General features: G+C 46.2%; 12 protein-coding genes. 5 read left to right on the forward strand and 7 right to left on the reverse strand.

The features are described 5' to 3' along the window. Nucleotides 1-198 precede the first annotated feature (198 nt). The gene (locus BM056_RS23020) at nt 199-576 is read left to right on the forward strand and encodes a hypothetical protein (RefSeq protein WP_092475056.1); all 378 of its coding nucleotides are present in this window, start codon (nt 199-201) and stop codon (nt 574-576) included. A gap of 118 nt (nt 577-694) precedes the next feature. Then, a complete protein-coding gene (locus tag BM056_RS23025) occupies nt 695-1,318 on the forward strand; it encodes a GNAT family N-acetyltransferase (RefSeq protein WP_092475057.1) in 624 nt (207 codons plus the stop codon). 234 nt (nt 1,319-1,552) lie between these two features. Here the strand turns inward: BM056_RS23025 and BM056_RS23030 are convergent, their stop codons facing one another. The 4 genes from BM056_RS23030 to BM056_RS23045 form a co-directional block, all read right to left on the reverse strand. Next, entirely contained in the window at nt 1,553-2,074 is a 522-nt protein-coding gene (locus BM056_RS23030; protein WP_092475059.1) for a GNAT family N-acetyltransferase, read from the reverse strand. Between the two features lie 201 nt (nt 2,075-2,275). Continuing rightward, on the reverse strand, nt 2,276-2,998 hold the full coding sequence (locus BM056_RS23035) for an amino acid ABC transporter ATP-binding protein (protein ID WP_092475060.1): 723 nt from the start codon (nt 2,996-2,998) through the stop codon (nt 2,276-2,278). Continuing rightward, entirely contained in the window at nt 2,991-3,701 is a 711-nt protein-coding gene (locus BM056_RS23040) for an amino acid ABC transporter permease (RefSeq protein ID WP_207648238.1), read from the reverse strand. The genes BM056_RS23035 and BM056_RS23040 overlap by 8 nt, the downstream gene beginning before the upstream one ends. 79 nt (nt 3,702-3,780) lie before the next feature. Then, entirely contained in the window at nt 3,781-4,614 is an 834-nt protein-coding gene (locus BM056_RS23045; protein WP_092475063.1) for a basic amino acid ABC transporter substrate-binding protein, read from the reverse strand. 191 nt (nt 4,615-4,805) lie between these two features. Between BM056_RS23045 and BM056_RS23050 the strand changes: the two genes are divergently transcribed. Further along, nucleotides 4,806-5,747 (forward strand): DMT family transporter, encoded by a 942-nt coding sequence (locus tag BM056_RS23050; RefSeq protein ID WP_337833541.1) that lies wholly within the window; start codon nt 4,806-4,808, stop codon nt 5,745-5,747. 38 nt (nt 5,748-5,785) lie between these two features. Here the strand turns inward: BM056_RS23050 and BM056_RS23055 are convergent, their stop codons facing one another. From BM056_RS23055 to BM056_RS23065, 3 genes are all read right to left on the reverse strand, one after another. Beyond that, complete coding sequence (locus tag BM056_RS23055; protein ID WP_092475065.1) at nt 5,786-6,067, reverse strand: DUF503 domain-containing protein; 282 nt, start codon at nt 6,065-6,067, stop codon at nt 5,786-5,788. 110 nt (nt 6,068-6,177) lie between these two features. Next, nucleotides 6,178-7,317, reverse strand: coding sequence for an aminotransferase class I/II-fold pyridoxal phosphate-dependent enzyme (locus BM056_RS23060; RefSeq protein ID WP_092475067.1), 1,140 nt, complete (start codon nt 7,315-7,317; stop codon nt 6,178-6,180). A gap of 38 nt (nt 7,318-7,355) precedes the next feature. Beyond that, nucleotides 7,356-7,700 (reverse strand): hypothetical protein, encoded by a 345-nt coding sequence (locus tag BM056_RS23065; protein ID WP_092475069.1) that lies wholly within the window; start codon nt 7,698-7,700, stop codon nt 7,356-7,358. A gap of 479 nt (nt 7,701-8,179) precedes the next feature. Between BM056_RS23065 and cooS the strand changes: the two genes are divergently transcribed. Together cooS and acsB are read left to right on the forward strand one after the other, a co-directional pair. Further along, nucleotides 8,180-10,201 (forward strand): anaerobic carbon-monoxide dehydrogenase catalytic subunit, encoded by a 2,022-nt coding sequence (gene cooS / locus BM056_RS23070; RefSeq protein WP_092475071.1) that lies wholly within the window; start codon nt 8,180-8,182, stop codon nt 10,199-10,201. A gap of 26 nt (nt 10,202-10,227) precedes the next feature. Beyond that, a partial coding sequence (gene acsB, locus BM056_RS23075; RefSeq protein WP_092475073.1) for an acetyl-CoA decarbonylase/synthase complex subunit alpha/beta occupies nt 10,228-12,051 on the forward strand: 1,824 nt, incomplete at its 3' end.

The following is a 12,051-nucleotide window of genomic DNA, read 5'->3' on the forward strand; positions in this document are numbered from 1 at the left end:
GTTTAGATGGGGCCAAAACCCCACCTAAACCAATTCTTCTTTATTAGACCGCACCGTTTAAAATAAATCTTAACCGGTATGAGGAAAAATATTAGCAGCGAGGATGAAAACAGACAAGGACAGACTTCCATTTTTCCGGGTGGCAACAATTACCCAAGCATGCTAAAATTACTTAAAATCTTTCAAAGGAGAACTGCCATGATTGGAATGGTAAGACATTTTGGCATAGGTTTATTGGTCTACGACGACATTATTGACTGGGATAATTATGAAACAAAAGTTGACCCGGTCATGAAAGAAGAATATGAATTTGAAGGGGTTAAAAAAAAGGTTTATGAAGTAATTTTGGTGCCGGTGGACAGACCTTATGTTGGTATAATATTGCCTAGCCTATGGGGGAAAATTCGATCTGCAGGCCGCGGAGGACACGAGCTTAGTCTGGATGAAATTGACCCCAGAAGCATAGGAGTAAGTGTCTATGCCCTGGACACGGCTGCTAAGATTTTAAATAAAATCTCTACCAGGCCGATCAGACTAAAGGAGCTTAAACTGCGTTTTTATGAATACTGGGTATAGTACTGAAAATTTTTAATATAAACACTTAATTTCCAGCTATTGATAGTTTCGCTAAACAGCAGCTATAATATCATAAGTGGATACACTGGGATTATACCGCTAGGAGGTGATTAAAAAGATGCAAAAATATGCCCTTGAAACACCTCGGGGAACCGTATATATTGAAGGTCCTTGCCCCGGTGATTACCTGGCCAAGTTGACCATGAACGAAAAACTTACCAACTTCCGTCCACCGGCGAAACAAAAAAACGCCTTGATTATGATAACTGAAATGCCTGCCGGTATGATTTATATAGCCCGGCATGAAAAAGAAATCGCCGGCTATGTAACCTTTCACCCTTCTGATGAATGTTCAAGATGGATTAAACACCCGCGTGTGCTGGAGCTGGGCGGAATAGAAATAAGTGCTGACTGGCGGAAAATGAAGCTTGCCGAAAATCTGTTAAAAGTCAGTTTTCAGAATCTGGAACTGGAAAACTATATTGTTATTACTATGGAGATGTGCTGGCACTGGGATACCCGTAATACCAAACTGGACATATGGGCCTACCAACGGGTTTTGACAAATCTTTTCGGATCGGTCGGTATGCAGCGTACACCCACAGATGACCCGGACATTATTGAACACCCCGCCAACGTATTGATGGCCCGTATTGGCAAGAATGTATCTAAAAGTGATATTGAGCTTTTTGAGAGCATGAAGTTTCAAAGAATTTACAACAATGCAATTAATTTCTTATAGATTTTATAAATAATGCGCCCTATACGGGCGCAAATTTAAGCTGCAATTTATTGAAAATTTACTAAGTGCAGAAAATTTAACCGATTTCAAATTTTATAAATACTAATTACTGTATATAATTTATAATAATTAAAAACAATGCTGGGCCAAATCAGCAGCGCATGTGTATACTTTAATAATTTTATCTTTACTACGGCTATCGCATTTAATCCCGCCCTGGCAACCACTTAGTTATCAGCATGCCACCCAAAGATTACCATTAGCTTCTCTATAAAATTTCTTTAACCGGTTTTCATGCTCCACCACCTTAATCAAATCAACATCCCTGAAAAAACCACAGCTTTTAAAAAATAGTTTACCGGAGTGCGTAGTGTTTTCAACATAAAACGCGGTGCCGTCTGTAAAGCTCTGCTCTAAATGCCCGTATAACTTTTTGCCAAGTCCCATACCTCTCATTTCCTTGCGAACAAGGATAATATCAATTTCCACAAGATCAATTTTGTGCATTTTAAAGGCACAAAATCCCAACGGGCAATTCTTCTGATCAGCCATCAGTAAAATAAATTTTTGATCCATAGTTTTTAACCCGGCATAATTGGGATTTATTTCACCAAGATCATTAAAATATATCCACCGCTCTTTAAAATCGGAATAGGTCAGATAGGCTGCTGAACCGGTATCCCTAAAAATGTTACGGGCCAGGTGAGCTTCCCTCTCAGGATAATACAAGTTAAAAAAAACCGCTGCAGGATGCATGCAGATACCCCCGGATATTTATTATCCGTTTATGCATGCAATTTAGTTTCCAGCGAATTGATTTTAGCCTTGATAATTGCGCTATCCTGAAAATTATACTTTGAGGGCTGGTGTTCCGTAAATTGCAGTGTCCCCTTATTCACCCAGAGCGAACTCTGGTGCCGGGGCGGACAGGGTCGTCCGCCCCGGCACCAGACTAAATTATAGTATTTTACTAAGGAACAACTTAGTCCGATCATTGCTTGGGCTGCCGAAAACTTGATCCGGGGTACCTTCCTCCACCAGACGCCCCTCATCCATGAATATTACCCTGTCTCCCACTTCCCGGGCAAAGCCCATTTCATGGGTCACAACCACCATGGTCATACCTTCCCTGGCCAGATCCTTCATAACTGCAAGCACTTCACCGACCATTTCCGGGTCAAGGGCAGAAGTAGGTTCGTCAAAAAGCATAACTTTGGGGTGCATGGCCAGCGCCCTGGCGATGGCCACCCGCTGCTGCTGCCCACCTGAAAGCTGGCTCGGGTAAACATCCGCCTTGTCCGACAGGCCAACTTTATTTAACAAGTCCCGGGCGGTTTTTTCAGCCTCCACACGGGAGAGACTCTTCACTTTCAATGGCGCCAGCGAAACATTTTCCAGCGCTGTTTTATGAGGGAAAAGATTAAAACGCTGGAATACCATACCGACGTCCTGCCTTACACTGTTGATGTTGGTGTTTTTATCAAGTAAATTGACCCCGTCAATCCAGATTTCACCCGAGGTGGGCTGTTCCAGCATATTAATACAGCGCAAAAAAGTGCTTTTTCCGGAACCACTGGGGCCGATAACACAAACAACTTCCTGGAGGGCAACCCGGCAGCTGACATCCCTTAATACTTCCAGTTTTCCGAAGTTTTTATACAGGTTTTTAACTTCAATCACCGGTTTTTAACCTCCTCTCCAGGTAATCAATATAACGGGAAAGGGTAAAAGTTATTACCAGGTAGAAGATCGCCACGGTAATGTAAATGGCAAAAGCTTCATAAGTCCTGGCCACTACCAGCATACCGCTCTTGGTCAATTCAATAATACCAATGACGGAAAGCAGCGAAGTATCCTTCAACATAGCAATAAATTCATTGCCCAGAGGCGGAATTACCCTCTTAATGGCCTGGGGTAAGATAATATAACGCATCGCCTGTCCATGGGTCATACCCAGAGAACGCGCGGCCTCCATTTGCCCCTTCTCAATGGATTGAACACCGGCCCTGAATATTTCTGCAATATAGGCGCCGCTGTTAATACTGCAGGCAATAATGGCAGCAATCAGCCTGGGCATGGCGTAATTATGAATCAACTGGGGCATCCCAAAAGTATTCATCAGGAATGCCTGGCCGTCCTGAAGTATTACCGGAATACCGTAATAAACAAGTAAAATTTGAACCAGCAGCGGAGTGCCGCGGAAAAAATCCACATAGGCTGTGGCAAGCAGCCGAAGCAACCGCTTGCCGGAAAGCCGGGAAAGAGCCGCTATCATGCCGATAATACATCCGATACCAACCGAGCCCAGAGTTATTATCAGCGTTAATTCCAGTCCCTTGAATAACAAGGGTAAACTTTGAATAGCAACGTCCAAAAAATTCACCCTCTCGACGATTAAGGAAAATATGCGTAATACGAAATCGTATTACGCATATCCTCCAAGCTACTTTATTTAGAAATTCTTAATTTTGAGGCTCACCGGGCAGTTCCGCCGGGGGATCGACGGAGAACCATTTCTTATAAATTTCAGCGTATTTTCCGTTTTCCTTTAGCGTCTCCAGGGCGGCATTTACCTTTTCAAGCACCTCGGGCTTTTGTTTGGGAATTGCTATGCCGTAGTATTCGCTTGTCTGCAGGTCACCCACTATTTTAACCTGATCGTTGCCCTGGGCAATATAATAAGCTGTTACAGGGAAGTCATTGACGACAGCATCCACAGCGCCGTTGGTCAGGTCCATAAAGGCTCCGTCAATAGTGTCAAAGGAAACAACCTCGGCATTGGGAACCTTGCTGGCTTCCAATTCACCGGTGGTGCCGGTTTGAACGCCTATCTTTTTGCCGTCAAGGTCATCATAACCTTGGATGTCCTGATTGTCAGCCTTAACCGCTGTGGCTAAGCCGGACTTGTAATAAGGAACGGTAAAGTCAACCTTTTGTTTTCTTTCTTCGGTAATGGTCATAGCTGAAATGGCACCGTCAATGGTAGCTGTTTCAAGGGCGGGAATCAGTCCTTTGAAATCATAAGTTTTCATTTCAATATTAAGACCGGATACTTCATTAATTGCATCAATCAGATCAACGTCAAAACCTTCCAGTTTGCCATTGGCATCGTAAGATTCAAACGGTGCATAAGATGTGTCGGAACCAAAAACCAGGTTTTGGGTCTCAGTTGTCGCCTGCTGTTCGCCTTCACCCGTTGTTTCCCCGGTTTTCTCTCCGCCACCGCATCCGGCAACAACAACAGCAAATGCCAGCACTGTCAGCAGAACAAAACCAATTTTAAGCCACTTTTTCAAACACCTTCTCCTCCTTTTAGTTAAAAATCTAATCAAATTGTTAAAATTCGCTGAGTAATGATAAATTCCTGCTGAAATTTTGCTTTAATTGATTACTTTAATTAATTAAAAGACAACATGTTTAATCCAGCTTGACAGGGCTATTACCCCATGGGAGAATTAATTGTCATTGGGCTAAAACTAAATGTTCTTTGGAAAGGATAAAAATTATGACCGGCCATTTCCCCAAAAGGCAGCTTAGAGCTGATCTTGCCTTATTATTTGTAGCCTTTTCCTGGGGCTTAACCTTTGTGGTGGTGCAGGATGCACTCTCCGGTATCGGCCCTTATTATTTCGTTGCCCTGCGTTTCCTGCTGGCTCTGGTTTTCCTGGCCGCCCTTTACTGGCGGCACCTTTTGAATATTAACCGGACCACGCTAAAAACAGGCTTTTTAATCGGCTTATTTCTATTTGGCGGCTATGCTTTTCAAACAATCGGCCTACAATATACCGGACCGGCCACCGCAGGCTTTATCACCGGACTTGCAGTTGTACTGGTACCCCTTTTTTCGGCACTGGCATACCGCCGCTGGCCGGGGCTGTTTCTAATTACCGGGGTACTATGCGCTGCGTTTGGACTGGCATTGCTGACTCTTCAGGGCAGCATTTTTAAACTTGGCATGGGGGATTTGCTGATTTTCTTGTGCGCCATATGTTTTGGGCTGCATATAATTATGGTTGGACGCTATGCGGGAAAACACGACCCGGTTTTATTAGCCATCATCCAAATTGGTACTGTTTCTATAATAAGTTTTCTTTTTGCCTTAAAGTTTGAAACGATGCCAAATCACTTAACCACACCCGTATGGACGGCTTTTTTAATCACAGCAATTCCGGCAACTTCTCTGGCTTTTTTAATTCAAAATACAGTTCAGCGCTACACTTCACCAACCCATACCGCCATTATTTTTACCATGGAACCGGTATTCGCAGCCATAACCGCACATTTACTGGGACGTGAAGTGTTAACATTGGTTCAGGGCGCAGGCTGCATCTTTATTTTAGCAGGCATGCTGGTGGCCGAATTGAAGGGAGAATCTCAGGCAGCAGATAACATTGGCTCTGAAATAGCACAAAGCTCCGCCACAAAATAAAATCAAAAAATTGCCGGCGCAACCGCACCGGCAATTTTTTATAATAGTTCCTTTTGAATTTCTATTATTTCAACCCCGCCATGATTCTCTATAAAGTTAACCACTGTGGAAAGAATGCTGTCCATATGAGACGTTTCCCCACTGACCGCAGCAATCCCAATAGTTGAATGTTTCCAGCTATCCTGCCGCCCAACCTCGGCCACAGAGATATTAAACCTGTGTTTCAGCCGTTCTATTAAACTTTTGAGTATTTTTCGCTTTCCTTTTAATGAATTGGCTTCGCCCAAAAAAAGCTCCAGTTTCAGCACTCCCACAATCATGACAACAGTCCCCCTGCGCCAGCCAAAACAAAATCCTCCCCATTGCCATGTCCACATACTGCTGCCGGGGGAGGACAGTCGACTATTTTTGTTATTAAAATAGCATAAAATCAGGGACAATGACAAGGCGTGGATAGGAGTTTCTTATTAACATATTGCTCCAATTGTTCAAGGCACTGGGGCATGTTTTGCCGACCGAAACCGATTCTGAAATGTTTATTGTCATAATCGTAATAATTCCCGGGCAATAACAGAACACCGCTGGACTGCACCAGATCGATACAAAATTGTTCAACGTCCATAGGCCACTTAATACCGGGAAAAGCTATCGGGCCGGCATTCGGTCTGGGCCATGAAAAGAATTCGGCATAGCGGCTAAAGAAACTGTCCAGTAATAAAAGATTACTTTCAATAATCCCTAGGTTCCTGTCAACCAGCTTGTCGCCATGTCTTAGCGCCAAGGCAGCCAGAAACTCGCTGGGCGCACTATTGCAAATCGAAGTGTAGTCCTTAAAAGACGCCATTTTCCTGTAGAGATCCTTGTTCCCGGTAGCAGCCCAGCCAATCCGCAACCCCGGCAGGCCGTAAGTTTTGGACATAACCCCCAGTGAAACGGCACTTTCGTAAAGCTCGGCGGCAGCTGCCGGGCTGGTTCTTTCATATTCCAGGCCGCGGTATACCTCATCCGAAAAAAGCAAAACACCTTGGGCTGCTGCCAAATCCACAATGGTCTTAATATCCTCTTGCGATATTTGGCAACCGGTTGGATTATGGGGGGAATTAAGAATAATAGCCTTGGTTTTATTATTGATACTGCCAGCCAAAAAGTTCAGGTCAATTTCCCAGCTATCTTTTTCCTCCATCATCCATTTAGTTACATTACAGCCTATGGAATTGGCTATTTCAAAAAGGGACTGGTAGCAAGGATACTGTACAATGACATGGTCCCCCCGCTCCAGGGCGATGTTCATAAAAATAAAAATAGCTTCCTCGGCTCCTGAGGTGACCAGTATCTCATCAGGCTTAATACCCCGGTAAAGACCGGCTATATTTTGTCTTAGTTCAGGATTCCCTTGAGCTTCGGTATAGCCGAGCCACAGATTTTGCAAAGCATCCAGTGAACTTTCGCCTTCAAAGGCCAATAAATCCTTTATTGTAATGGATTCGCAATCTGAACAGCATAAAAGATACGGTGCACTGAATTCATACCTGGCAAAATAGCGCTCCAGTTTGAAATCCGGTAAATTCAAATAAATTCACGTCCTATTCACCGATTAAACAATAATGATTAATAGTCCAGGTTTTTCATAAACTCATTGAACTCATTCTCTTCAACGTTTTTCCAACTCATCTTACCGGACTGCGAAACCCCGATAATTTGAAAAATCACTTCTATTTCTGTGATATAAGGCGCCAGATCAATTTTTTGGATGCCGCCGGGCACACCTTCCAGAAGAATAACGGGTTCCTCCGGACTTCCTTCAATCCATTTGCCTTCAAAGCTCTCATAATTTTTCATATCCACCGGAGTTTTACTCAGCCAGTAAATGTAAGTTTTCCTGGCCTCCCCCCCGCCGACAAGCAAGGTAAGCCGCAGGTGATCCTTATATAGAATACAAATTTTATTTAACATTAAACCCACCCACAAAGAAATGTGATATTTATCACTATTTTACAATTTGCCGTGATAAAAGTCAATTAAATAAGGAAAGGGAACCCACCTCTTCTTTTGGAATCATGGCTTTGGGGCCGGAGGTGTGTCCCCTAATTAATCTATTATTAAATACATTCATTATATGCAAAAGAAATTCTATTAGTGACAAATCCCACATTGTTATTGTGAAATGGTCCGGTATTTCTTTTGACTTTAATAATAATATTAAAAAAAATAATATGAAAATATGTTAAAAATATTAAATATGTTAAAAAATTAATTTGTGACAATAGCTCATAAGTTTATGAGCTATTGCTCACAATATCTTTGTTTTTGACATTTGCCCATTACGGTCTTTTTTTAATATATTTAAATCAAATATGGATAGGGGAAGGTGGTTAAGAACTAAAATTTTCTTTCTTTTCTAATTACTTAGTTTATACAAGGAGGTCGAATTAATGCCAAGGTTTAAAGACCCAAGCCTGACTTGCAGGCCATCCAACAAGACGCCGCGTGTGATTGATCCCAAAAACATCAAACGCACCGTCGACCCTGCGGCCCTGGAAATGATTGATATAGCTAAAGAAAAAGGGATTATTACAGCTTTTGACCGTGTTGTAGCCCAGCAGCCGCAATGTCAATTCGGCTATAAAGGGATCTGCTGCCGTTTTTGCATGATGGGTCCCTGCCGCATTAAAGCGGAGGAAGGCCCTGCCAGCAGGGGTATTTGCGGCGCCAACTCCTGGACCATCGTAGCCAGGAGCGTTGGCCTGATGATCCTCACCGGCTGCGCATCCCACGCCCAGCACGGAAATCACATCGCTCACGTACTGCACATGATTTCCGAGGGACATGCGCCGGATTATTCCATTAAAGACCCGGAAAAACTGATTAGAATATGTAAAAAGGTAGATATAGAAACCGAAGGTAAAGATAATAACACCCTGGCCAAAGAACTGGCTGAAAAAGCACTGGATGACTTCAAACGGCTCAAAGGTGAAGGCGAAGCCACCTGGATTAACAAGATGCTTATTGATAAAAGACTTGAAAATTACCGTGAACGTAATGTAATGCCTCATGGCATTCATGCCACCATTTCCGACCTGGTTACCCAGGCTCACGTGGGTATGGACAATGACCCGGTTAACATAGTATTCAGTGCAGTGCGCGTTGGTCTGGCCGACCTGGCCGGCAAATGGCTCGCCACCGACCTGTCCGATATAATATTCGGCACACCTCAGCCGGTTACCAGCGAAGCCAACATGGGTGTGCTTGAACCCAAGAAGGTCAATATCATACTGCACGGTCATAACCCGCTGCTCAGCGAAATGATCGTTGCTGCGGCCCGCGAGCTGGAAGACGAAGCCAAAGCAGCCGGCGCCGAAGGCATCCAGCTTTCCGGCATTTGCTGCACCGGTAACGAAGTATTGATGCGTCAGGGTGTTCCCATTTGCACCTCTTTCTCATCCCAGGAACTCGCTATCTGCACCGGTGCCGTAGACTGCATGGTGGTAGACGTGCAGTGCATTATGCCCGGCCTGAACACCGTGGCCCAGTGTTTCGGCACCAAGTTGATAACCACTTCGGATATCGTCAAGAACCCGGGCACTATGCACATCGACTACCAGGAAGCTACTGCTATGGAAAATGCCAAGGAAGTCATCCGTTACGCTATTGAAGCTTTTAAGGAGCGCGGCAACCGCCCGGTTAACATCCCCAATATTAAGAACAAAGTGGTGGCTGGCTGGAGCATTGAAGCACTCATGGATCTGTTCGGCAAAGTTAATCCTGAAAAGCCCATCCGGGTACTTAATGAAGCCATTCTTAACGGTGAACTAAAAGGTGTAGCCTTTATGGTAGGCTGCTCCAACCTGAAAACCTTCCAGGATCAGGCCCATATTGAAATTGCCAAAGGCATGTTGAAAAATGACGTGTTTGTTATTTCAACCGGTTGCCATGCCCAGGCCTGCGCCAAAGCCGGTATGATGGACCCGGATAATATTGATCAGTATTGCGGCGAAGGACTGAAGAGTTTCCTCAAGCGCCTCAATGAAAAGTCGGGCCTCAAGGTAGGTCTGCCTCCGGTATTTCATGTCGGTTCCTGTGTGGACAACTCCCGTGGTGCCGAACTTCTGATGCTGATGGCGGATGATCTCGGCGTCGATACTCCCAAGGTACCATTTGTCGCTTCCGCGCCGGAAGCCATGAGTGGAAAAGCTACCAGTATTGGAACATGGTGCTTAGATATCGGTATGCCCATCCACGTTGGAACCATGCCGCCGGTTGAAGGCTGCGATCTGATTTACAGCATTCTAACCCAAATTGCAGGGGACGTATTCGGCGGTTACTTCATCCTCGAACCCGATATTGAAACATCAATTCAAAAACTCCTGGGCGCCCTGGAATACAGAACCTGGAAACTGGGCGTACACCGCCGGGTAGCTGAGGACTTGGAAACCGCACTGTGCCAGAACTGGTAAACCACCACGAAAGGGAGGGAAAAAGATTGGCCGAAGCCATTAACTTTGATCAAATTTTCGAAGGCGCCATAGAACCGGGCCAAGAGCCCAAGAAGCTGTTCAAAGAGGCCTACGAAGGGACCATAACCGCTTTAAGCTACGCGGAGATCCTGCTCAACCAGGCCATCCGCACTTACGGCAAAAACCAGCCGGTAGCCTATCCCGATACCGCTTACTATTTGCCGGTTATTCGCTGTCTGAGCGGCGAAGAAATTAAAACCCTCGGCGACTGTGTACCGGTGCTGAACCGGATGCGTGCCGCCGTGAAAGAAGAAAAGACATTCGCCAACGCCCGCAAGTGGGGCGAGGCCACCTGGTACGCCGCCGATATTATCGAGGCCGTCAGGTACATCAAGAACACCCCGGAAAACCCGCTTCATGATGCACCCTGGACCGGGTTCGTCGGCGACCCCGTGGTGCGCCAGTACGGCACCAAAATGGTGGACTGGACCATCCCCGGTGAAGCCGTTATTCTGGGCCGCGCCAAAACCAGCAAAGATGCCAAGAAGATTGTGGACAGCCTGATGGCCAAAGGCATGATGCTGTTCCTCTGCGATGAAATAATTGAACAGCTGCTTGAAGAAGGCGTCAAGCTGGGCGTTGATTACATCGCCTACCCACTGGGCAACTTCACCCAGATTGTACACGCTGCCAACTACGCCCTGCGCGCCGGCATGATGTTCGGCGGCATTAAGCCGGGCGCCTACGACGCACAGCGCGATTACCAGCGCCGCCGCGTGCTGGCCTTCGCCCTGTACCTGGGCGAACACGACATGGTCAAGACCGCCGCTGCCATGGGCTGCATCAACGTGGGCTTCCCGGTCATTACCGACCAGGAGCTGCCGGAAGACAAGCAAATTAAAGACTGGTTCATCAGCGAGCCCGATTACGAAAAAATAGTCCAAACCTGTCTGGAAGTGCGGGGCATTAAAATCACCGCCGTCGACATTGATGTGCCCATCACCGTCGGCCCAGCCTTCGAAGGCGAGTCCATCCGCAAGAAAGACATGTACGTTGAATTCGGCGGCACCAAGACTCCGGGCTTCGAGCTGGTCCGCATGGGCGACGACACCATCGAAGACGGCAAGATCGAGCTGGTCGGCCCGGATATCGACACCGTGGCCGAAGGCGGCAGAATGCCCATCGGTATCGTGGTCGACGTATACGGCCGCAAAATGCAGGAAGATTTCGAGCCCGTGCTGGAGCGCCGCATCCACTACTTCACCAACTATGGCGAAGGTCTGTGGCACGTGGCCCAGCGCGATATCATGTGGGTCAGGATCAGTAAAGACGCCTACGCCAAGGGCTTCCGCTTAAAGCATATCGGCGAGATCCTGTACGCCAAGTTTAAATCCGAGTTCTCTGCCATCGTAGACCGTATTGCCGTAACCATTTACAGCGATGAGCAAAAGGTTATCGAAATGCGCGAAACAGCCAGAGAATACTACAAGAAACGTGACGACCGCCTCAAAGAGCTGCGGGACGAGAAAGTGGACACCTTCTACTCCTGCACCCTGTGCCAGAGCTTTGCGCCCACCCACGTGTGCGTAATCGCTCCCGAACGGGTCGGTCTTTGCGGCGCGGTGAGCTGGCTCGATGCCAAGGCGGCTTATGAAATCAACCCGCACGGCGCCAACCAGCCGGTGCCCAAGGAAGGCATTATTGACGAATTCAAGGGCCAGTGGCAGTCCTTTAACGAATTTACCTTTAACAACTCACAGCGCACCATTGAGGCCGTCAACTTCTATACCATTATGGAATACCCGATGACCTCCTGCGGCTGCTTTGAGTGTATCCTCTCCATGGTGCCC

The sequence above is a fragment of the Desulfotruncus arcticus DSM 17038 genome, from assembly GCF_900113335.1.
In the GTDB taxonomy this organism is placed as follows: domain Bacteria; phylum Bacillota; class Desulfotomaculia; order Desulfotomaculales; family Desulfallaceae; genus Desulfotruncus; species Desulfotruncus arcticus.

Bases quoted from the DNA above. Each gene is read 5' to 3' on its own strand.
- BM056_RS23020 (WP_092475056.1), top strand. From the start codon at position 199: ATGATTGGAATGGTAAGACATTTTGGCATAGGTTTATTGGTCTACGAC.
- BM056_RS23025 (WP_092475057.1), top strand. From the start codon at position 695: ATGCAAAAATATGCCCTTGAAACACCTCGGGGAACCGTATATATTGAA.
- BM056_RS23065 (WP_092475069.1), bottom strand. From the start codon at position 7,700: ATGTTAAATAAAATTTGTATTCTATATAAGGATCACCTGCGGCTTACC.
- BM056_RS23030 (WP_092475059.1), bottom strand. From the start codon at position 2,074: ATGCATCCTGCAGCGGTTTTTTTTAACTTGTATTATCCTGAGAGGGAA.
- BM056_RS23055 (WP_092475065.1), bottom strand. From the start codon at position 6,067: ATGATTGTGGGAGTGCTGAAACTGGAGCTTTTTTTGGGCGAAGCCAAT.
- cooS (WP_092475071.1), top strand. From the start codon at position 8,180: ATGCCAAGGTTTAAAGACCCAAGCCTGACTTGCAGGCCATCCAACAAG.